Origin of the sequence: Alcaligenes sp. CHO6 (assembly GCF_037120595.1) — a bacterium.
In the GTDB taxonomy this organism is placed as follows: Bacteria; Pseudomonadota; Gammaproteobacteria; order Burkholderiales; family Burkholderiaceae_B; genus Alcaligenes; species Alcaligenes ammonioxydans.
Genome location: NZ_JBANCI010000002.1, coordinates 407,757 through 428,851, shown reverse-complemented (window position 1 = coordinate 428,851; position 21,095 = coordinate 407,757). Strand labels below are relative to the sequence as shown.

The 21,095-nt window shown below is 58.5% G+C and carries 17 protein-coding genes; 8 read left to right on the top strand and 9 right to left on the bottom strand.

The genetic code is table 11. The features are described from left to right. The first annotated feature begins 71 nt into the window (after positions 1-71). On the top strand, positions 72-872 hold the full coding sequence (locus tag V6936_RS09895) for a tRNA threonylcarbamoyladenosine dehydratase (RefSeq protein WP_336579800.1): 801 nt from the start codon (positions 72-74) through the stop codon (positions 870-872). On the opposite strand, the gene V6936_RS09890 is transcribed toward V6936_RS09895, so the two are convergent. The 3 genes from V6936_RS09890 to uvrA are packed head-to-tail and all read right to left on the bottom strand — an operon-like array spanning position 849 to position 8,300. Next, on the bottom strand, positions 849-1,499 hold the full coding sequence (locus V6936_RS09890) for an aminotransferase class IV (protein ID WP_003803598.1): 651 nt from the start codon (positions 1,497-1,499) through the stop codon (positions 849-851). The genes V6936_RS09895 and V6936_RS09890 overlap by 24 nt on opposite strands. Before the next feature lie 10 nt (positions 1,500-1,509). Next, positions 1,510-2,622 (bottom strand): aminodeoxychorismate synthase component I, encoded by a 1,113-nt coding sequence (gene pabB, locus V6936_RS09885; protein WP_003803597.1) that lies wholly within the window; start codon positions 2,620-2,622, stop codon positions 1,510-1,512. Next, positions 2,595-8,300 carry an excinuclease ABC subunit UvrA gene (gene uvrA, locus V6936_RS09880; protein WP_336579799.1) on the bottom strand — a complete coding sequence of 1,902 codons (5,706 nt, stop codon included), beginning with the start codon at positions 8,298-8,300 and terminating at the stop codon, positions 2,595-2,597. Before uvrA ends, pabB begins: the two co-directional genes overlap by 28 nt. A 225-nt stretch (positions 8,301-8,525) precedes the next feature. Between uvrA and V6936_RS09875 the strand changes: the two genes are divergently transcribed. Together V6936_RS09875 and V6936_RS09870 are read left to right on the top strand one after the other, a co-directional pair. After that, a complete protein-coding gene (locus V6936_RS09875; RefSeq protein WP_003803595.1) occupies positions 8,526-8,654 on the top strand; it encodes a hypothetical protein in 129 nt (42 codons plus the stop codon). 258 nt (positions 8,655-8,912) lie between these two features. Continuing rightward, positions 8,913-9,836: a glycosyltransferase family 2 protein gene (locus V6936_RS09870; protein ID WP_003803593.1), complete on the top strand. Its 924-nt coding sequence runs from the start codon at positions 8,913-8,915 to the stop codon at positions 9,834-9,836. Between the two features lie 6 nt (positions 9,837-9,842). Here V6936_RS09870 and V6936_RS09865 read toward each other — a convergent pair whose 3' ends face one another. After that, a complete protein-coding gene (locus tag V6936_RS09865) occupies positions 9,843-10,337 on the bottom strand; it encodes a hypothetical protein (protein WP_219235696.1) in 495 nt (164 codons plus the stop codon). Between the two features lie 162 nt (positions 10,338-10,499). Between V6936_RS09865 and ettA the strand changes: the two genes are divergently transcribed. The 3 genes from ettA (at position 10,500) to V6936_RS09850 (ending at position 13,073) form a co-directional block, all read left to right on the top strand. Next, positions 10,500-12,173: an energy-dependent translational throttle protein EttA gene (ettA, locus tag V6936_RS09860; protein ID WP_003803590.1), complete on the top strand. Its 1,674-nt coding sequence runs from the start codon at positions 10,500-10,502 to the stop codon at positions 12,171-12,173. Between the two features lie 10 nt (positions 12,174-12,183). Then, a complete protein-coding gene (locus tag V6936_RS09855) occupies positions 12,184-12,732 on the top strand; it encodes an isochorismatase family protein (RefSeq protein ID WP_003803589.1) in 549 nt (182 codons plus the stop codon). 113 nt (positions 12,733-12,845) lie between these two features. Then, positions 12,846-13,073, top strand: a complete 228-nt coding sequence (locus V6936_RS09850) for a glycine zipper 2TM domain-containing protein (protein ID WP_003803588.1) — start codon at positions 12,846-12,848, stop codon at positions 13,071-13,073. Between the two features lie 116 nt (positions 13,074-13,189). On the opposite strand, the gene V6936_RS09845 is transcribed toward V6936_RS09850, so the two are convergent. From V6936_RS09845 to V6936_RS09825, 5 genes are all read right to left on the bottom strand, one after another. Then, the gene (locus tag V6936_RS09845; RefSeq protein ID WP_003803587.1) at positions 13,190-14,338 is read right to left on the bottom strand and encodes an aromatic ring-hydroxylating oxygenase subunit alpha; all 1,149 of its coding nucleotides are present in this window, start codon (positions 14,336-14,338) and stop codon (positions 13,190-13,192) included. Positions 14,339-14,596: 258 nt separating this feature from the next. Continuing rightward, positions 14,597-14,875 (bottom strand): cell division topological specificity factor MinE, encoded by a 279-nt coding sequence (minE, locus tag V6936_RS09840; RefSeq protein WP_003803586.1) that lies wholly within the window; start codon positions 14,873-14,875, stop codon positions 14,597-14,599. A 1-nt stretch (position 14,876) separates the two neighbouring features. Further along, a complete protein-coding gene (minD, locus tag V6936_RS09835; protein WP_003803585.1) occupies positions 14,877-15,692 on the bottom strand; it encodes a septum site-determining protein MinD in 816 nt (271 codons plus the stop codon). Positions 15,693-16,018: 326 nt separating this feature from the next. Then, entirely contained in the window at positions 16,019-16,789 is a 771-nt protein-coding gene (gene minC / locus V6936_RS09830) for a septum site-determining protein MinC (protein WP_003803584.1), read from the bottom strand. Between the two features lie 10 nt (positions 16,790-16,799). Continuing rightward, positions 16,800-18,557, bottom strand: coding sequence for a glutamine--tRNA ligase/YqeY domain fusion protein (locus V6936_RS09825; RefSeq protein WP_219235698.1), 1,758 nt, complete (start codon positions 18,555-18,557; stop codon positions 16,800-16,802). Positions 18,558-18,705: 148 nt separating this feature from the next. Here V6936_RS09825 and V6936_RS09820 point away from each other — a divergent pair, with 148 nt between their 5' ends. Both V6936_RS09820 and V6936_RS09815 read left to right on the top strand, forming a co-directional pair. After that, positions 18,706-20,046, top strand: coding sequence for a cytochrome ubiquinol oxidase subunit I (locus V6936_RS09820; RefSeq protein ID WP_039943741.1), 1,341 nt, complete (start codon positions 18,706-18,708; stop codon positions 20,044-20,046). Continuing rightward, positions 20,043-21,092, top strand: a complete 1,050-nt coding sequence (locus V6936_RS09815; RefSeq protein WP_003803579.1) for a cytochrome d ubiquinol oxidase subunit II — start codon at positions 20,043-20,045, stop codon at positions 21,090-21,092. The genes V6936_RS09820 and V6936_RS09815 overlap by 4 nt, the downstream gene beginning before the upstream one ends. Positions 21,093-21,095 lie beyond the last annotated feature (3 nt).

The window sequence follows — 21,095 nt, the reverse complement described above, 5'->3', positions numbered from 1 at the left end:
GGAGACATGCTGGCCTGCAGGCTGGCGTTCTGCACGGGTTTGGTCGCAACGGCCAGTGATGGACAGAGGGCATGACAGAGCAGCACAACATGGATGCCGAACGCCGTTTCGGCGGTTTGGATCGTTTGTATGGAGCCGGCGCGCGCGAGCGTCTGGCTGCCGCCCATGTGATGGTGGCCGGCATCGGCGGCGTGGGAACATGGGCCGTGGAGGCGTTGGCCCGTTCTGCGGTGGGCCGGATTACCCTGATCGACCTGGACAATATTGCCGAGTCCAATATCAACCGCCAGTTGCCTGCATTGGACAGCACCTTGGGGATGGCCAAGATTGAGGCCATGGCCCAGCGCATCAGGCAGATCAACCCGTACTGTGTTGTGCAGTTGATTGAAGATTTCGTGACCGAGGACAATGCGGCCAGCCTGATGGAGCAGCGTCCTGACGTGTTTCTTGATTGTACGGACCAAGCCAGTGCCAAGATCGCGCTGATCTTGCAGGCCCGTCGTCTCAAGGTGCCCTTGCTCAGTTGTGGCGGTGCCGGGGGCAAGACCGATCCCTTGAGCTTGCGCCGGGGAGATTTATCGGTGGCGCGCCATGACGCCCTACTTGGCAAGCTGCGTCAGATTCTGCGCAAACAGCATGGCTTTGCCCGAGGCAGTGATGCACAGGGACGGGCCTTGAAGCGCGTGCCTCGCATGGGAGTGGATTGCCTGTGGTTCGAGCAGGAAACCCGCCTGCCGCAAAACTGGACTCAGGCTGAGGATGGGGCGTTGCAAGGGTTGGCCTGTGCGGGCTATGGCTCCGGGGTGACCATCACGGCCAGCATGGGCATGCTTGCAGCCGATTACGCCTTAAGCCGGATCTTGAACCAGTAAGGCATCCTGCCAGCCGCGCAGGGCGTTCGAGACCCGGATCGCACGGGCATTGAGCAAGGCGTCCAGGGAAATCTCGGTTTCACGTGCCAGACCGCTGTTAAGCAGGGCCTGCCGTTGTACACCGGGCAAGAGCCAGCCGTGGGCTGGAGGGGTCCACCATAGGCCCTGCTCATCCTGAATATAGATGTTGCTGCGGCTGCCCTCGCATACCCGATTTTGCGTGTCCAGAAAAATGACATCAAAAAGCTGGGGGTTTTGTTCCAGCAGGGCACTCGCTTCCTGATACCAGGGCCGATGCGTGGTCTTGTGCGAGAGCAGCGGGTCCAGTGCGGGTAGTGGGGTGGGGGACAGGCACAACTGCAAGGGCCCCTCCAGTGCAGGCAGGGGTTGGGCCTGGGCATGGGCGCTGGCCTGCGCACTCCAGAGTATGCGCAAGCGCAAGGGAGTATGGGCGGGGGCCTGGCCCAGAGCCTGGTGCATGGCTTGCAGCCAGGTTTGCGCATCCCAGTCGTAGCCCAGCTCTGCACAACTTCGCGCGACACGTTCCAGGTGCAGTTCCAGCAAGGGAATCTGGCCGTCAGCGTCTACTCGCAATGTTTCTATCAGCTCAGGTTTGCTTTGGCTCATGGTGCTGCCTTTAAGTCAGTGTTACAGGGGCTTGTAGGACCCGTGCTTTCCACAGGCACTCCAGCCACTCCTGGTCCGGGTCTGAGTCCAGTACGATCCCTCCGCCCACCCCAAAGACGCCCTGGCCGTGCATGTCCAGCTCCAGGCTGCGGATGCTGACATTCAAGGACAGGTCGCCTGCGGGGCTGAGGTAGCCCACTGACCCACAGTAAATGCCACGGCGCTGTGGTTCCAGCTTGCGTATGCATTGCATGGCGGCCAGCTTGGGGGCGCCCGTAATAGAGCCGCAAGGGAACAGGGCTCGCAGCAAGGTTTCCAGGCGGCAGTCCGGGTCTACTTCAGCCTGAATGCTGGAGGTCATGGTCCAGACCGAGGCGTATTGCTCAACATCGAACAAGCTGGTGGTTTGTACGCTGCCGGTGCGGGCGACTTGTCCCAGATCGTTGCGCAGCAGATCGACAATCATCAGGTTTTCAGCCCGGTCCTTAATGCTGTGCTGCAGCTCCTGGGCGTTTTGCTGGTCTTGAACCGGGTCCGTATCGCGGGGGCGCGTGCCTTTCATGGGCCGGGTACGCACGATATTGCCTCGTTTTTCCAGAAACAGTTCGGGCGAGAGCGACAAAATATGGCGATCCCCGATCTCCAGGTAGGCGGCATAGGCGACAGGGTGACGAGTGGCCAGAGCTGTATACAGATCGCGTGGGACCATCTCCGACTGGATACGCAGGGGCATGGTGTAGTTGATCTGGTAGAAATCCCCGGCTTGCAGGCCTTGCTGGACCTGGGCGAGCGCATCCCGATAGTTCTGCTGGCTGAGCTGCAACTGGACGCTCAGTTCAGGCACGACCTGGCTGTCCCACAAATCGACTTCCTGGGCGCCTTGGAATACCAGGGCATTGAGCGGCGCATGTTGGGTTTGTTCACGGGCGGGCAGACGCGGCTCGAACAGTTCGGCCAGCTCATAATCCAGGGCCAGAGCCACCCAGTGTCCCGCTTGCCGGGCATGTTCTATTTGTTCAAAAGCACGACCTAGCTCTTCAGGGCTACGGGCCTGGATATGGCCCACATAGCCCTGCATTTCCAGCGCATAGCCTTTTAGTCTGTCTTCAAATCGGCCATACATGCGCCGTGTTCCTTTAAAAATTGAGCCAGAGCCATGCCGGTATGCGAGGCACGGTTGGCCTGGACCTGATCGGGGGTGCCTTGCACCACCAGTCTGCCGCCGCCTGAACCCCCCTCGGGTCCCAGATCCACGATCCAATCGGCTTCGGCAATCAAATCCAGATTATGTTCAATCACCAGCACCGTATGGCCTGCATCGACCAGACGGTGCAAGACCACAATCAGCTTTTCCACATCGGCCATGGACAGGCCCACGCTGGGCTCGTCCAGTACATACAGCGTGTGCGGGGCCTTGTAGGCGCGTCCTGTACGCGTGATGCCTTCGTCCAGGCGGGCCTTGACCAGTTCGCTGACCAGCTTGACGCGCTGCGCCTCGCCGCCCGACAGAGTGGGGGAGGGCTGACCCAGAGTCAGATAGCCCAGCCCCACGCTTTGCATCAGTTGCAGGGGGCGCAATATTTTAGGATGGGCAGCAAAGTATTCAACCGCCTCGTCCACATCCATTTGCAACAGCTGGCCGGCGGAAACGTCGCGCCAGGTCACCGCCAGTGTTTCCGGATTGAAGCGCTGGCCGTGACAGGCGTCACAAGGCACCTTCACGTCCGGCAGGAAGCTCATTTCCAAGGTGCGCATGCCCTGGCCTTCGCACAAGGGGCAGCGACCATCGCCGGTGTTAAAGGAGAAGCGTGAAGCGCTCCAGCCGCGCAGGCGGGCATCGTTGGTGTTGGCAAACAGTTTGCGTACTTCATCCCAGAAGCCGATGTATGTGGCCGGGCAGGAGCGGGGTGTTTTGCCAATCGGGGTCTGGTCCACTTCCAGCACGCGGTCCAGGCTTTCCCAGCCGCTGATGCTGGAGCAACCCTGCCACACAGGCTTTTCTTTGCTGCCGACAACGCGCTGCAAATTATCCAGCAGCACATCGCGGGCAAAGGTGGATTTACCGGAACCCGATACACCGGTGACCAGACTGAGCTTGCCCAGCGGAATACCGGCCTGGACCTTGTTCAGGTTATGCAGGCTGGCATCGTGCACCGTCAGCATGGGCGCATCGGCCTGAACGGGACGGCGCGCCTGCATGGGGTGTTTAAGCGGCTCGCGCAAATAGCGGCCAGTCAGCGAATTGGGGTTGGCCTCGATTTCTGCCAGCGTACCCTGGGCGATGACTTCACCGCCACGTTTACCGGCACCGGGGCCCATATCAATAATGTGCTGGGCACGGCGTATGGTGTCCTCATCGTGCTCGACAACCACCAAAGTATTCCCATTGCCTTCCAGACGCGCCATGGCGTTCAGCAGAATCTGGTTGTCGCGCGGGTGCAGACCAATGGTGGGTTCGTCCAGCACATAGCACACGCCTTGCAGGTTCGAGCCCAACTGGGCGGCCAGACGGATACGTTGGGCCTCGCCACCCGACAAGGTGGGGGCGGCACGATCCAGTGCCAGATAACCCAGGCCCACTTCATGCATGAAGTCCAGACGGCTGCGGATCTCGTTCAGGATATCGCGGGCAATGTCCGCTTCACGACCACTCAGGTTCAGGTTGCCGAAAAAGGTTTGTGCCTCATCCACAGGCAGGCCGGCCAGCTTGGCAATAGACTGGTCGCGCCATTTGAACGCCAAGGAAACGGGGTTCAGACGCTGACCGTGGCAGCTCGGGCATTCCACCGCCTCGCCTTCATAACCGTTGTTCCAGCTGTTTTCCTCGCCGGTTTGATCCTGATCGAAGCCGGTCAGTTTCAGGCCGGTACCGAAGCAGTCCTTGCACCAGCCGTGCTTGGAGTTGTAGGAGAACATCCGGGGGTCCGGCTCGGGAAAGCTGGTACCGCAGCAGGGGCAGGCCCGTTTGACGGAGAAGTGCTGCTGACGGGCGTTGGACAGTGGCTTGCCCTGGCGGCGCTCGTCCAGCGACAGGCTGCCCGAAGGCGTCAAAGGGGCCAGCACGCTAAAGGAGCCGTGGCCCAGTTCTAGCGCATCGCGGATAGCCTGACGCAGTTGTAGCTCGTGGCGCGGATCAATAATCAGATCAGCCACCGGCAGTTCCAGCGTGTGCTCGCTGTAGCGATCCAGGCGTGGCCAGGGGGTCACGGGGATGAATTCGCCGTCGACGCGCAAATGAGTATAGCCCTTGCCCTGAGCCCATTTGGCCAGGTCGGTGTAATAGCCTTTGCGGGCGGTCACCAGCGGGGCCAGTAAACCAATATGCTCGCCCTTGTGGTCGCGCAACAGTTGGGCGGCGATCTGCTCGGCCGTTTGTGGTGCGACCGGGACTTGGCAGTCCGGGCAGTATTGGGTGGCCAGTTTCACATACAGCAAGCGCAGAAAGTGGTGGATTTCCGTCATGGTGGCCACCGTGGACTTGCGTCCGCCGCGGCTGGTGCGCTGTTCAATGGCGACCGTAGGCGGAATGCCATAAATCGCATCGACATCAGGCTGGCCAGCTGGCTGAACAATGGCGCGTGCGTAAGCGTTCAGGGATTCCAGATAACGACGCTGACCTTCATTAAACAAAATGTCGAAGGCCAGGGTGGATTTGCCGGAACCGGACACCCCTGTCACCACCGTGAAGGTGTTGTGCGGGATGTGAACCGAGATGTTTTTCAGATTGTGCTCACGGGCATTCAGAATGGCGATCTGGCCATCGTTGCTGCCGCCTGAGCGGGCCTTGTAATTTACCTCGGGTTCCTGAAACAGGGCAGCGCCTGTGCCCAGAATAGCGTGTTCGTACTCTTTGAGGGCCTGGCCAGTGTGCGATTGGGCCAGCGCCATGATGTCGGCCGGTGTTCCTGCTCCCAATAACTGGCCGCCGTGTTCGCCCCCCTCAGGGCCCAGATCAATAATCCAGTCGGCAGCGCGGATCAGGTCCAGATTGTGCTCGATGATCAACAGACTGTGACCGGCGGCCAGCAGTTTGCGGAAGGCGCGCATCAGGCGGGCAATGTCGTCAAAGTGCAGGCCGGTTGTGGGTTCGTCGAACAGGAACAGATTGCCCTTTTTGGCGACCTTTACCTGGCTCAGGCGGGTGCGTGAGGCCTGGGCCAGATAGGCGGCCAGCTTTAGACGCTGTGCTTCACCGCCCGAGAGCGTGGGCACGGGCTGACCCAGTTTCAGGTAGTCCAGACCGACATCGGCCAAGGGAGCCAGGCCCGTTTGCACGTCGCGCAGGCCTTCGAAGAATTCCATGGCCTGATGCACGGTCATGTCCAGTACCTCGTCAATCGAGGCACTGCGTCCGAAGTGTTCAATACGCACTTCCAGCACTTCGGGGCGGAAGCGCTTGCCATCGCAATCCGGGCAGCGCAGGTACACATCGGACAGGAACTGCATTTCGATATGTTCAAAACCGGTGCCACCGCAAGTCGGGCAGCGGCCATCACCACTATTGAAGCTGAAGGTACCCGGCGTGTAGCTGCGTTCTTTGGACAGTGGAGCCTGGGCGAACAGCTTGCGGATCGGGTCAAAAGCGCCCACATAGCTGGCCGGGTTGGAGCGTGCCGTCTTGCCGATAGGTGTCTGGTCCACCATCACCACTTCGGCAATCTGCTCGGCGCCCAGCAGGGCGCCGTAAGAACCAGGGGCTTCTGTCGGTTTGCCTTGTTGTTTCAGGATGGCTGGGTAGAGCACGTCCTGGATCAGTGTGGATTTGCCTGAACCGGAAACGCCGGTCACGCAGACCAGACGGCCCAGCGGAATGGACACGGAGATATGGCGCAGATTGTGCGCACTGACATCTTCCAGCAGCAGGCGCGGGGTATTGTCGGCCACCGGCATGGGGCGGGGCGATTCGATGCTCAGCTCGCCACTCAGGTAGCGGCCTGTCAGCGTTTCCGCGCCGCGCAAGGCTTGGGGCGAACCATCAAACAGAATCTGGCCACCGCGCTCGCCCGGGCCGGGGCCCATATCCAGAATACGGTCGGCAGCCACCATCACTTGTGGGTCGTGCTCGACCACAACCAGCGTGTTGCCATTGCCGCGCAGACGGTGCATCACTTCAATAATGCGGTGCATGTCGCGCGGGTGCAGACCAATCGACGGCTCGTCCAGCACGAACAAGGTGTTCACCAGCGAGGTGCCCAGCGCCGTGGTCAGGTTGATACGCTGTACTTCACCGCCAGACAGGGTGCGGCTTTGGCGGTCCAGGGATAGATAGGACAGGCCCACATCGCACAGATAATCCAGACGGGACAGGGTTTCTTTCAAGAGCAGGTCGATGGCCGCATCGCGTGCGTCGCCAAAGTGCAGGCCACGGAAAAACGTGCGCACGTGCTCGATAGGCAGGCGCATCAGGTCCGGGACGCTCAGGCCGGGCATGGCATCCAGTTGCTCGCGCAGCCAGTTGGAATGCACGGGCATGAAACGTGGGTAGCGGGAATCGGCGGGGGCGGCCTGATCGCCCACACGCCACAAGCTGGCTTCGGGTTTCAGACGAGAGCCGGCGCAGGCCGGACAGGTGGTGTAACTGCGGTATTTGGACAGCAACACACGCACATGCATTTTGTAGGCGCGTGATTCCAGCCAGTCAAAGAAACGCTGGGCGCCGTACCACTGGGTTTTCCAGGCTTGATTGCCACCCTTCCAGTCCGGGGTGCCATTAATCACCCAGTCGCGTTCTTCCTGGCTCAAGTCCTTCCAGGGCACGGACAGGCGCACGCCAGCAGCCGGTGCATAGCGCTCCATTTCCACTTGGCATTCTTTGTAGCTGGCCGTCTGCCACGGGCGGATCGCGCCTTCCAGCAGACTTTTGCTGGGGTCGGGAACCACTAATCCGTAATCAATACCCATCCCCCGACCAAAACCGCGGCAGGTGTCACACGCGCCCAAGGGCGAATTGAACGAGAAGGTACTGGCAACCGGGGTACTGTATTCAATATCGCATTGGGCACAATGCAGGCCCTGGCTGAAACGCCAGGCGGTCTCGGGACCCTCTGCACTGGCGGAGGCATAAACAGTCAGTTTGCCCTGACCATGGCGCAAGGCGGCCTCGATCGCTTCCATGAAACGCTCAGGTTCGACTGTGCTGGCACGGAAGCGGTCCTGAATGACATACAGAAGCTTGTGTTCAGTCGATGTGGCTCTGGCACTCTTGCCTTTCTTGGGGCCATCACCGCTGGCGGTGACCGTATGGGTTTCCTCGTGATGCAGGCGGGTGTAACCCTGCTGATGCAGCAAGGTTTCGATTTCTTCTTGCGTGAAGTTGGCGGGAACCTTGACCGCAAAGGTCAAAACCAGACGAGGGTCGTCATGGTCGGCTGCCAGTTTGCGAATTTGCTTGGCGATGCTGTCGGCATTGTCGCGGCGTACCGGCTGAGCACACTGGCGGCAATACAGCTCGCCCAGGCGGGCATACAAGAGCTTGATGTAATCGTTCAGCTCCGTCATGGTGCCCACCGTGCTGCGTGAATTGCGCACCGGGTTCACCTGATCGATGGCAATGGCGGGCAAAATGCCCTCGATGCGATCGACCTGGGGCTTGTCCATGCGATCCAGAAACTGGCGCGCATAGGGGGAAAATGTTTCCACGTAGCGCCGTTGGCCCTCGGCATACAGGGTGTCGAAAGCCAAAGAACTTTTGCCCGACCCCGATACGCCTGTAATAACCAGTAACTCGCCCGTTTTTATACGTACATTCAGATTTTTCAGAGTGTTCTGGCGGGCGCCAAAAATGCGGATTTCTGAGCTCATGGCAGGGTCGGCTTTCTGGAGATGGCAGGGTAAGGAAGCGGCAGGGGAAAGGCCTGGCAAACAGGCCTCATGCGCCAGTTGGAGCGGTACATGTCAGCAGGGTGTTGCCGGGGATGCACACTCTAGCCTTTGTATCTTAACGCGGATTACGGTAGAATTTCCGGTTAGCTATTGCGCTTTTGTCGGGATCATCCGGCAGGGCTTACATTAAGATCGGAGATCACCATGGCGGAAATCAAACGCACTCGCCGCAACACGCTGGAGCGTCGTTGCCTGGGTAAAGCATTCAAACGTCTGTTTGTGCGCGCACCCAAGGGCGTTTTCAAAATGCTGGAAAAAGTCAAGCGCGTCTAAGTGCCTGACGTAGGCAGTGTGCAGACGAAAACCTGGTTTTCCTTCCTGCATTCACCGCCAGCAGCAAAAAAACCACAGGCGTGCCTGTGGTTTTTTTGTGCGTGACCGGTTTTGCTTCCGGCCAGGGCAGGGCGGTGTGAATACTGCACGGCACCGTGTCCCGCTTGGCTTATGATGGTGTCATTGTGATGCAAAAATAAAACCTTGCCTGCAACCCTAATCAATACAGGTAATGGCATCTTTTGGGGACATCCGCTCATGGAATGGCGTCATTTATTCACCGTCCTGACACCGAGTTATAACCGCGCCCATACGCTGGAGCGGGTATATCGTTCCTTATGTGAACAAACTTGCCAGGATTTTGAGTGGGTGGTGGTTGATGACGGCTCCACTGACGGCACCCGGGAGCTGGTGCAAGGCTGGCAGCAGCAGGCCCCTTTTCCGATTCGCTATGCCTGGCAGGAAAACCGTCACAAGAAAGCCGCTTTCAATCACGGGGTGGCCCTGGCACAAGGCGAGCTGGTCGTGGCGCTGGACAGCGATGACACCTTGCTGGTCAATGCGCTCTACGATATGGCTCAGATCTGGGCTGACATTCCCCTGCAGGAGCGGGCAGGTTATGCCGGCATTACCGGCCTGTGCGTGCGTCCTGACGGTAAGGTCGTGGGCGATATGTTTCCCAAAGATGTATTCGATGCCAGCGCCTTGGATATAAGCTTTCGCTACCACGTGCGGGGCGAAAAGTTCGGCTGCTTGAGTACCGCCGTGCTGCGCAGGTTTCCCTTTCCCGATCAAATTGATGGCTTTGTACCTGAAAGTCTGGTGTGGCGGGCGATTGCCCGTGCGGGCTACAAGAACCGCTTTGTGAATACCGTGTTCCGCGTCTATCACGACAGTCCCGACTCTTTGTCGGTACAAGGCAAGACCAGCCAGCAGCACGCACTGGGTTTGTGGCTGCTGGCGCAGGATACGGTGGTGAAATGCTTGCCCTGGTTTCGCTACGAACCCAAGGCGTTTTTGATGGCCGCTGCGCGTTACACCCGCTTTGGGCTACACCTGCGGGCCAGTGGTCGTACACCACCAGCAGGCTATGGGCTTGAAGGGCTGGCGTCCTATCTGCTGGTGGCCCTGATGTGGCCGGTGGGGGCCGCGCTCTATCTGCGTGACAAGCGACGGACCTGAGCGCAATTAGTGCAGGGTGTGACCATGCACGCCCGGCTCGGTGCTGTCATCATCGTCGTCCTCGTCATCGGTGTCGTCTTCGGGGGCAAAGGCTTCCTCGCCCAGCGCAAAGGGCAAGAGCTCTTCCAGTGTTTCGGTCCAGGCCACTTCTTCGCCCTCTTCGTCCACTTTGATAAAGCGCACCGGCTCAGCATCGCTCAACTGAATGGCCCACAGATAGCGGCAGGCGTAGACGGCTTTGTCTTGTGGGTCCAGCCCACCGCGGTTGCCCACGATACGGGCCTGTTCGCCGCCTATTTGCACGACCGTGAATTCGTTTTCGTCTTCGTCTTTGTCCAGCGGCATGGCAAAGATGACCCATTCAAAACCGGTTTCTTCTGCGCCCACGATCTCGGCCAGCACAGCCCGGCCCAGATAGGCGCTTAGCGCATCGGCCGTGCGACCCAGGGTTTCGATCTCTTCCGTGGTAAATACAAGTTCGGGGGCGTCAGATGTGGGCATGGCGTTTTTGGATTGTCAGCAAAAGTGAGTATATTACCCGAGACAGGCCTGCACTCAGGCCCGGTGTTTGGTTCTGGGTCCGACAGAAGCCTGCCTTTTGGGCGCCAAACGCCTACAATCCCAGTTTTCCGAACACGACCTGTTTTTCCTTTTTAGGTTTATATGGCTCAATACGTTTATTCGATGAACCGCGTGGGCAAGATTGTGCCGCCCAAGCGGCAGATTCTGCGCAATATCTCCTTGTCTTTCTTTCCAGGTGCCAAGATTGGTGTGCTGGGCCTGAACGGCTCGGGTAAATCCACCTTGCTCAAGATCATGGCCGGCGTAGATACCGAGATCGAGGGCGAAGCCGTCCCCATGGCAGGGATCAAAATCGGTTATCTGCCACAAGAACCTCAGCTGAATCCAGAGCACACGGTTCGTGAGGCTGTGCAGGCCGGTCTGGGCCAGGTTTTCGAGGCACGCCAGCGTCTGGAACAGGTCTACGCCGAATACGCCGAGCCCGATGCGGACTTTGACGCTCTGGCCGCCGAGCAGGCCGAGCTGGAATCCATTATTGCGGCCGCCGCGACCAGCGGTGCGGACGATATCGAAACCCAGATGGAAATTGCGGCCGATGCGCTGCGTCTGCCACCTTGGGATGCCTCCATTGCAAACCTGTCCGGTGGTGAAAAGCGTCGCGTGGCCCTGTGTCAGTTGCTGCTGTCCAAGCCCGACATGTTGCTGCTGGACGAGCCAACCAACCACCTGGACGCGGAAAGCGTGGACTGGCTGGAAGTGTTCCTGCGCCAGTTCCCCGGCACCGTTGTGGCAGTAACCCACGATCGTTACTTCCTGGATAACGCCGCCGAGTGGATTCTGGAGCTGGACCGTGGTCACGGCATCCCCTGGAAGGGCAACTACAGCTCCTGGCTGGAGCAGAAGGACGATCGTCTGAAGCAGGAAGAGGCTTCGGAAAGTGCTCGTCAGCGCACCATCAAGAAAGAGCTGGAGTGGGTACGTCAGAACCCCAAGGGGCGTCAGGCCAAAGCCAAGGCGCGTCTGGCCCGCTTCGAGGAACTGTCCTCGCACGAATACCAGAAGCGCAACGAAACCCAGGAAATCTTTATTCCGGTGGCCGAGCGTCTGGGTAATGAAGTGATTGAATTTGAGAACGTCAGCAAGGGCTATGGCGATCGTCTGCTGATTGACAACCTGAGCTTCAAGGTGCCAGCCGGTGCCATCGTTGGGATTATTGGCCCTAACGGTGCCGGTAAATCCACCTTGTTCCGCATGCTGGCTGGTAAAGAGCAGCCGGATTCGGGTACGGTCAAGCTGGGTCAGACGGTCAAGCTGGCGTATGTCGACCAGTCGCGTGATGCGCTGGAAAATGACAAAACTGTTTTCGATGCGATTGCTGACGGGGCAGATCTGCTGACCGTGGGTCGCTTTGAAATGCCATCGCGTGCGTATCTGGGGCGCTTTAACTTCAAGGGTGCGGATCAGAACAAGATTGTGGGCAATCTGTCGGGCGGGGAGCGTGGTCGTTTGCACCTGGCCAAGACGCTGATTGCGGGTGGCAACGTGTTGCTGCTGGACGAACCCTCCAATGACCTGGATGTGGAGACCTTGCGTGCGCTGGAGGATGCTCTGCTGGAGTTTGCCGGCTCGGTCATGGTGATCAGCCACGATCGCTGGTTCCTGGACCGCATCGCTACCCATATCCTGGCGTTCGAGGGCGATTCGCAGGTTGTATTCTTTGACGGCAACTATCAGGAATACGAGGCAGACAAGAAAAAACGCCTGGGCGAGGACGCTGCCAAGCCCCGTCGTATCCGCTACAAATCCCTGAAATAAGGAAGGTGCCATGCCTGTGCTCAATGCCCATCAGTCCGTCGTCTTGATTGTTGATATGCAAACGGGTCTGTTGCCCGCCATTGCAGACCACCAAGCCTTGGTCGAACGTGCCGGGAAGGTGGCACAGGCGGCTCGCCTTTTAGGGGTGCCGGTTCTGGCAACCGAGCATTGGGCTGAGAAAATCGGCCCGACCGACGCCTCCCTGCTACCGCATATTGATAAAGTGCTGCATAAAACGCACTTTGATGCCACGCGTGAGGCCGATTTCCTGCCTGCCTTGCCGGTAGGCCGCCCACGAGTGTTGTTACTGGGTACAGAGTCTCACGTGTGTGTGTTACAAACTGGCCTGGGTTTGAGTGAGCGCGGGTATGAACCCGTGTTGGTCGGCGATTGTGTGGGCTCGCGTCATCCCGAGTCCCGGCAGGCAGCCTGGGATCGCTGGGCGATGCATGGATTGGAGCGCGTTAGCGCCGAAATGGCCCTGTTTGAATGGCTGGAAACACCGGCCAACCCGGCTTTCAAATCAGTTCTGGCCCTGATCAAAAAAATGGATTCCTAGCGAAATTACATCTGTTGCGTTGCCTAACAATAGGATCTGGACTAATTTGCTCCGCAGGGTGAAGATAGACTTTAATGCCGTGTCGAGCACGGATACTTCACGGAGGTTAACGGATGAATATGACGACTATCACTAAAGTGGGTTTGGCCACGGTTCTGGCCGTCGTGATGGCGGGCTGCTCTTCCTGGGATGGGATGAGCAAACGTCAAAAAGGCGCCGTAACGGGCGCGGGTCTGGGCGGTGTGGCCGGTGCGGTCATTACAAATGGTGGTGTGCTGGGCACCGTGGGTGGGGCTGCGATTGGCGGCGTCATCGGCGATCAGATCGGCAAGAACCGCTAAACTCAAATTTGCCGGACGAGCTGAAACGCTCGCCAGCGTCAAAAGCCTCAAGGTACTGGGAATCCATCCCGACCTTGAGGCTTTTTTTATGTGGTACGCAGCAAAAGCTCGAGGCTTTATCGGTAGCCGTCCTCATCCATCATGGATCTATACCACTGGTGAAAATGTTTCATCCCGTCCTCGAGCGGAGACTGGTAGGGGCCCACTTCGCAGACTCCTCGTTCCATCAGGGCGCGACGTCCGGCATCCATGCGCTCCGCAATCTCGTCATCTTCCACGGCTGTTTCCATGTACGCCGCGCGCTGTGCATGCACAAAGTCCCGTTCAAAAGCCACGATCTCTTCGGGATAGTAAAACTCCACCACGTTCAAGGTCTCCTGTGGGCCCTTTGGGTACAGGGTGGACAGTACCAGTACATGGGGATAGATCTCGATCATGTGGGTGGGGAAATAAGTGACCCAGACAGCACCGAAATCTGGCGCTTCGCCTTGGCGGTAGGCCAGCAGACTGTCGTGCCATTGGCGGTAGGTGGGCGAACCGGGATGGGCCAGGGCCTGGTGTATGCCCACACGCTGCAAGCTGTACCAGTCACTGAACTCCCATTCCAGATCGTCACAGGTGACGAACTGGCCCAGGCCGGGATGGAACGGGGCGACGTGATAGTCCTCCAGATAGACCTCGATAAAGGTCTTCCAGTTGTAGTTGCACTGGTGAATTTCGACATGATCGAGCACGTAGTCCTGAAAGTCGAATTCTGGCCGGCTGAACAAGGCCGCCATATCCCGGGCCGGATCCCGTGACCCTTCAAACAAGAGGCCGTGGCAGTCGCGTAAAGGATAGCGTTCCAGGTTCAGACAAGGTTTGTCCTTGAATCGGGGCGCGGCCAGTAAATCACCCTGGGCACTGTAGGTCCAGTTGTGCAGGGGGCAGACAATATGGCCGCCTGTACTGCTCAGGGAGCCGTGGCTGGCCTGATTGGGCTGGCCTGGCATGCCACCCAGCATCAGGGCCTGGCGATGTCTGCAGACGTTCGAGAGCAGTTCTACGCCGTGTTGGCTGCGTATCAGGGTACGGGCAGCATTTTCCTGAATCAGGGTGCGCCAGTCGCCGGGTTCGGGAACGAGCTTTTCATGGCCGACATACAAGGCGGACTGTTGAAAAATGCGCTCTTGTTCACGTTCAAACAAAGCGTGGTCGAAATAGGCGCTAACAGGAAGCTGGGGGTGAGCGGGCACAAGACGTTTCATCTGACCGAGATCGGTCATGATTCCCTCCGCATAGGTCAATAAGCCAGGCCTGGATGGGCGTTTGATGGCCTTAACCACCATCTCTGGCGCGAAGAAAAATCGGAACTGGCCGATTACCAAGGCGAAATTGTACCTTATCTATTAGCCACCTAGCCGCAAGATGGACGGCGTTTGGCGGGTTTTACGCGCGTTGCCGTGCGAAGCAGACAGCCAAGAAAATGGCCATCCCAGGGGATGGCCATTTCAAGCAGCAAGATGGTGTGTGCCGGGTGCGCTTTATTTGTTTTCCATGGCACTGGCATCGATCTGCGGCATTTCGATTTTGACTTCCAGCACTTCCAGCGAGTCCTGGCGATCAAGGTTCACCTTGATGTCATCGGGATTAATCTTCACGTAACGTGAAATGACTTCCACCAGCTCTTTTTGCAAGCGGGGCAAGTAGTCAGGTGCAACCCCACCTTGACCGCGTTCGTTGATGAGGATTAGTTGCAGACGGTCTTTGGCGACCGTTGCCGACGTTTTCTTGTGACCGAGCAGGAAGGACAGGAAAGACATATTACTTTCCTCCGAACAGGCGCTTGAACAGACCTGGCTTTTCGTAATCCACAAAACGCAACGGTTTCTCTTCACCCAGGTAACGATCTACGATGTCCTGATAGGCTTGGGACACATCACTTTCCTTGATATGGATAACAGGTACTCCTTGGTTGGACGCTTGCAGTACGGTTTCCGATTCCGGGGTCACGCCAATCAGTTTGATACGCAAGATATCTTCGACGTCTTGCAGGGACAGCATTTCACCATCCGAGACACGTTTGGGGCTGTAGCGGGTCAACAGCAAGTATTCTTTGATCGGTTCTTTGCCTTGCTCACCACGTCGCGATTTGGCCGCCAAAATCCCCAGAATGCGATCCGAGTCGCGCACCGAGGATACTTCCGGGTTGGTCACTACCAGGGCATCGTCCGCAAAATAGGAGGCCATCAGTGCGCCGGTTTCGATACCGGCAGGCGAGTCGCAGACAATGTATTCAAAACCCATGCCCTTGAGCTCTTCGAGCACCTTTTCCACGCCTTCGCGGGTCAGTGCATCTTTGTCGCGTGTCTGGGAAGCGGGTAGGATGAACAGATTTTCCAGCTGCTTGTCACGGATCAAGGCCTGGTTCAATGTGGCTTCGCCCTGGATCACATTGACGAAGTCGTACACCACGCGTCGTTCGCAACCCATGATCAGATCCAGGTTGCGCAAGCCGACGTCAAAGTCGATGACCACGGTCTTGTGACCGCGCATCGCAAGACCAGATGCAAAACTGGCACTGGTGGTGGTTTTACCCACGCCGCCCTTGCCGGAGGTCACTACAACTATACGCGCCATGACAATCGGATTCCTTTGTTTTTCAAGTCACATAATCGTAAAGCATAACGGGCCTGATGTTGACATCCGTTGTGCCGCTTAGCCTACTGCTTAGAAACAAAACATATCAATTGCTTTGTTCGGTGTCAGCTTACACGTTTGTTTTCACGCTTGCTTGCCTGCCCGTATCTATTTGTCGGGGTTCAGCTCAGCCAGGCAAAAAGCAGCCTGCCCGGTACGGTCACAACCTGACCGGGTAGGGGCGGGTGGGAACGATTCCACCAGGCAGCGCTGCGTGTGTATTGCTCTTTATAAAAAGCGCCGGCAAAAGCCGGCGCCTGTTACTGCTAGGAGCTCAGGGGATCAAACCTGAGCGTGTCTTCTTCCAGTGTCACCATGACCGGCTTGTTGCGCAGTTGCGCGTCCAGCCGGGTCTCGATGATGCGGTACACACCGGCAATCGCAATCAGCTCCGGGTCCAGTTCGGTCGTGAAGATGCGTGCCTTGCTGTCACCCCGGGCGCCTGCCATGGCTTTACCACGCAGTGGACCATACACATGAATATTGCCATCGGCCACGACTTCGGCCCCCTGGCTAACCGCACCAATGACGATCAGGTCTGTGTGACGGGCGTAAATCCGTTGACCGGAACGTAACTGGCGGTGGATGGTCAGGGCTGCCGGGGCAATAGCCGGCGGTGGCGGGGCGGCCGCTGCAGGAGCTTCCTGCGTCGTTGTTTGCGAGAGCACCGGAACTTCCTTGTCCGGGGCCGCCTGTGTTTGTGGGCGCGCCGGAGGATTGGACAGTTCCACCTGGGGCAGACCGCTGTCGATGGCGTTGTCTGCATGATCGGCATGCGCAATGACGCCTACCGGGTGCAGCTTGTGCTGGCGCAGCGCCTCGATCAGGGCTGACCAGTCCACAGGCGCATCAATGCCGCTGGCATCAATCACCACCGGTTCGTCCTCGAAAAAGGAGCCGGCATCTTTCATGCGTTGCGCCAAGGCGGCTAGCTGCTCGGCCGTGTCGGCCGAACGCAACACCACCCGTACGGCATACAAGGTGGCACTTTTGAAATCCAGGGCCTGAGGCCCTTTGGCATACGTCTGATCGTTCACGTCAATAGCCTTAGACCCAGGTGTCTTTCAGAGTCGTGGTGCGGTTAAGAACGGGTTTTTCGGCCGTGGAGTCGACACGATCCGCCACAAAATAGCCCAGGCGTTCAAATTGCCAGCGGGCGTCGGGCGTCGCCCGGGTACCTGGCTCCAGCCAGCCCTGAATCACGCGCAGCGAGTTAGGGTTGATGTGCTCCAGAAAGTCCTGGTCGGCCGCATCGGGCTGAGGATGGGCAAAGAGGCGGTCATAGAGACGAATCTCGGCGGCCACCGCATGTTCGGCACTGATCCAGGTGATATTGCCCTTGACCTTGACCGAGTCTGCGCCAGGGGTGCCACTTTTGGTGTCAGGCAGGTATTCCGCCAGCACCTGGGTGACATTGCCTTGCTCGTCCTTGACGCAGCCGGTACAGCGCACGACGTAGCCGTATTTCAGACGCACGGTATTGCCGGGGAACAGGCGGAAGTACTTTTTGGGCGGCTCTTCCTTGAAGTCCTCGCGCTCGATGTACAGGCGACCCGAAAAGGGGAACTCGCGCTGTCCGGCTTGCGGATTGTGCGGATTGCGCGGTGCATGGCACAGCTCGGTTTGCCCTTCCGGGTAGTTCGTAATGATCAGTTCGATCGGGTCCAGGATCGCCACGCTGCGATCGGCCACTGGGTCCAGATCATCGCGCAGTGCTTGCTCGAGCAGACTGTAATCCACATGCTGGGCGGCTTTGGATACGCCCAGGCGGTCCGTAAACAGACGGATGGCTCCGGGACTGTAGCCGCGGCGACGCAAGCCGGCCAAGGTAGGCATGCGGGGGTCGTCCCAGCCTGAAACATGGTTTTCCTGAACCAACTGACGCAGTTTGCGCTTGCTGGTGACCACATAGGACAGGTTCAGCCGCGAGAACTCGTACTGCTTGGGCAGGGGTTCGGACAACTGGCCCAGCTCGACCAGCCGCTCCAGAATCCAGTTGTAGAACGGACGCTGGTCTTCAAATTCCAGAGTACACAAACTGTGCGTGATTCGCTCGAGCGCATCTTCCACGGGGTGAGCCCAGCTGTACATCGGGTAAATGCACCACTTGTTGCCCGTGCGATGGTGTTCGGCGTGGCGGATGCGGTACATGACCGGGTCACGCATATTGATATTGGGCGAGCCCATGTCAATCTTGGCACGCAAGGCCATGCTGCCATCGGGATGCTTGCCCTCGCGCATCTCGCGCAAGAGCCGGATGGATTCCTCGGCGGGGCGGTCGCGCCAGCGCGAGTTCACTCCCTTTTCGGTCAAGGTGCCCCGGTTGGCACGCATTTCCTCGGCGCTTTGCTCGTCCACGTAGGCATAGCCGGCGTTGACCAGTGCCTCGGCGAATTGGTACATGTAATCAAAGTAGTCGCTGGCAAAGTACAGGTTCTCTTCGTTTTTGAAGGTCCAGTCAAAGCCCAGCCATTTGACCATGTCGATAATGGCGTCCACGTACTCCTGTTCTTCTTTTTCGGGGTTGGTGTCGTCAAAACGCAGGTGGCAGGCCCCCTGGTAGTCGCTGGCCAGTCCGAAGTTCAAACAGATGCTTTTGGCATGCCCAATGTGCAAATAGCCGTTGGGCTCGGGGGGGAAGCGCGTACGAATGCGCGCGGCATCGACAGCGGCCCCTTCCTGGGTGCTGGCCGGGCCCGGCTGGCCGGCCCAGGATTTTTGTGCGTAACGGCCAGCGCTCAGATCCTGGTCGATGATCGTGCGCAGAAAATTGGAGACGGGAGCGGGAGTGGTGTCAGAGGTCATACACGTTTGAAATAAAGAAGCCGACGGACTAATCGGCCATTTTGCCACGTTCTTGTTTTAGAGGGGTATTTGCCCTGAGAATTGCGGCAATAACTTAGGGTAGTATGGTGGCGTTTGCAGGCCAATTCACCCTACACTAGCGCTCATTATGACGCACTCCGCCCTTTCCTTGTCCCACGCCCAGTTCTTCCTCAGCCTGGGATTCATGCTGCTGTTTCTGGCCCTGGAGCTGGGATTGGCCTGGGTGCTGCTGTATTTCAAGCTTAGAACCTTTGGCAGTAAGGCAAGCGCCTGGATGGGAGCCTACCGGTTCTGGGTGCGTCTGTTTGCACTGGCGTTTATTTTAAGCTTTGCCGCCTCCATGCCCGTGCTGATTCAGTTCGGCAGTGTCTGGCCGGGGCTGATGGAACAGGTAGGCGATGTGATTGGCCCGATGCTGGCCGCTTCCATGCTGTCCCTGTTTATCTTCAAATCCTGCTTTCTGGGCGTGATGCTGTTTGCGCAGCGCATGCTCTCCAATCTGGTTCACACGCTGGTTGTGCTGATGGTGGCGTTGGGCGTCACGGTGACGGCGTTCTGGCTGCTGGCGATCGTGGCGTGGATGCAGGTGCCCACGGGGGTGGACGTGATCGACGGTCATTACGTGGTGATGGATTGGCTTGATGTGCTCAGCACGCCTGCCTTGCCCTGGTACGCCGGTCTCTTGCTGGCAGGCAGCTTGCTGACGGTTGCCTTTTTCATGCTGGGTGTGACTTGTGCCCAGACCATGCAAAAGCCGGTCACTGACCAGGAACGTCTGGCATTTCGCAGCGCCCTGTTTTTAGGCGTGGCGGCCTGGCTTGGGCTGTTGTGTTCTGTGGTGGGCAATGGATTCATGACGGCTCAGTATCAGCCTGCCAAAGCGGCGGCGGCGGCCGCATATTGGGAAAGTGGTTCGCAGCCGGACCTGATTTTGATCGCGGCGCCTTCAGCCATGCAGGACAGCGTACTGGGCGTACTGCGCTGGACTCATGCCGGTGGGCGCTGGCTGGGACGCAATGACAGCGGTATTTTGATGGGGCTGGATCAGTTTTCCGAGGCCATGCCGCCGGTCACCTTGACATTCTGGTCCTTTCGTTTGGCTGTGCTGGCAGGAGCCCTGATGCTGGGGGTATTGCTGTGGGTCTTGCTGCGTACTCGGCGCTATGGGCTGGACCCGCACTCGCTGTCTTATCGAGAGCGTCAGGTGATGGTGGTCTCGTCGGTACTGGGCTGGGTCATGTTGCTCGCCGGCGCTGCTTACCTTTTGCTCGGTTTCCTTCCCTATCTGGTGGGCACGGATATTCAGGCGGTGCAGGTGCAGAGCAGTGAAAATGTTCTGACGGTAGCCCTGGGCTTACTGGCGTATGGCGCGGTCTACATCCTGTGCATGATTGGGTTTTTCCAGAAGTTGCGACATGCCGTTCGGTTTGGCGTGGTGCCGATTGCACGTCATCGGGGGCGGGCATGATTGATTCCTTTGCAAATGCGCTGGGGCTAGGGGCGCATGACCCTGCGTTCTGGATGCCGCTGGCGTTTTTAGCCTTGTTCTTTTTGATCATCGTAGCCGGTACGGTTCTGGATGGGTTCGATATCGGGGTGGGGTGCCTGTCCTTGCTGGCACCGGACTCCTTGCGTCCCCGCATGCTGTCTTTGCTCAGCCCTTGGCGCGATGCGAACGAGTTTTGGTTGTTTCTGGGTCTGGGCCTGTTTGTCTGTGCCTTCCCCAAAGCCTGGGGAGCGGTAATGGGCGGATTGTATGGACCGCTGTGTGCTCTGGGCGTGGGCGTATTTGCCCGCTCCGTGTCTTTCGAGTTCCGGCTGCGCGCCCCGGTAGAGCGCCAGTCTCGTTGGCAAATGGGGTTTGCGCTGGGCTCTTGGCTGACAGCTTTTTCCCATGGCGTCCTGCTGGCCCAGGTTGTAGTGGGCTTTCAAAGCGATGCGGGCTACATCTGGTTCTCCGTCTTTATGGGGTTTTGCGCCATTGCCGCCTACTGCCTGTTGGGGGCGAGCTGGCTGATCATGCGCGAGGCCGGTGAGCTACGCGCGCGTGCCGTGAACTGGGGGCGCCGTTCCGTGCGCTGGTTCGCCGCGGGCGCCGTCGGAGTGTCCGTGGTGCTGGCCTTTGTGAATGCCGGCGTGCTGCTCAAATGGAGCGATGGCCCATACTGGGGCCTGGTGCTGTTCTTGTGGGCGCTGATTCTGAGCTGCTTTGTGTCGATTGAAATGAGCTTGCAGCGCATGATTAACAGCAGCTATCGCACCACTGCCTTGCCTTTCTTGCTGACCTTGTTCGTGATGGTCTGCGTCATGGCGGGCCTGGCGTTCAGCTTTTTTCCTTATCTGATCCTGGACGAGATGACCATTTGGGATGCTGCTGCTGGAGTTCCGGCACTGGGTCTGATCCTGTCGGCCATTGTGATTGCCCTGCCCATTGTGTTGATATTCAACGTGTGGGTGTACTGGCGCATGTTTGGTTTGTCCCGCCCGCCTTTGCCGCCCAGCTTTAAAGGCTGACCT

Coding starts and splice junctions, on each gene's coding strand:
- V6936_RS09895 (WP_336579800.1), top strand. CDS start 72: ATGACAGAGCAGCACAACATGGATGCCGAACGCCGTTTCGGCGGTTTG.
- V6936_RS09890 (WP_003803598.1), bottom strand. CDS start 1,499: ATGAGCCAAAGCAAACCTGAGCTGATAGAAACATTGCGAGTAGACGCT.
- pabB (WP_003803597.1), bottom strand. CDS start 2,622: ATGTATGGCCGATTTGAAGACAGACTAAAAGGCTATGCGCTGGAAATG.
- uvrA (WP_336579799.1), bottom strand. CDS start 8,300: ATGAGCTCAGAAATCCGCATTTTTGGCGCCCGCCAGAACACTCTGAAA.
- V6936_RS09875 (WP_003803595.1), top strand. CDS start 8,526: ATGGCGGAAATCAAACGCACTCGCCGCAACACGCTGGAGCGTCGTTGC.
- V6936_RS09870 (WP_003803593.1), top strand. CDS start 8,913: ATGGAATGGCGTCATTTATTCACCGTCCTGACACCGAGTTATAACCGC.
- V6936_RS09865 (WP_219235696.1), bottom strand. CDS start 10,337: ATGCCCACATCTGACGCCCCCGAACTTGTATTTACCACGGAAGAGATC.
- ettA (WP_003803590.1), top strand. CDS start 10,500: ATGGCTCAATACGTTTATTCGATGAACCGCGTGGGCAAGATTGTGCCG.
- V6936_RS09855 (WP_003803589.1), top strand. CDS start 12,184: ATGCCTGTGCTCAATGCCCATCAGTCCGTCGTCTTGATTGTTGATATG.
- V6936_RS09850 (WP_003803588.1), top strand. CDS start 12,846: ATGAATATGACGACTATCACTAAAGTGGGTTTGGCCACGGTTCTGGCC.
- V6936_RS09845 (WP_003803587.1), bottom strand. CDS start 14,338: ATGACCGATCTCGGTCAGATGAAACGTCTTGTGCCCGCTCACCCCCAG.
- minE (WP_003803586.1), bottom strand. CDS start 14,875: ATGTCTTTCCTGTCCTTCCTGCTCGGTCACAAGAAAACGTCGGCAACG.
- minD (WP_003803585.1), bottom strand. CDS start 15,692: ATGGCGCGTATAGTTGTAGTGACCTCCGGCAAGGGCGGCGTGGGTAAA.
- V6936_RS09825 (WP_219235698.1), bottom strand. CDS start 18,557: ATGACCTCTGACACCACTCCCGCTCCCGTCTCCAATTTTCTGCGCACG.
- V6936_RS09820 (WP_039943741.1), top strand. CDS start 18,706: ATGACGCACTCCGCCCTTTCCTTGTCCCACGCCCAGTTCTTCCTCAGC.
- V6936_RS09815 (WP_003803579.1), top strand. CDS start 20,043: ATGATTGATTCCTTTGCAAATGCGCTGGGGCTAGGGGCGCATGACCCT.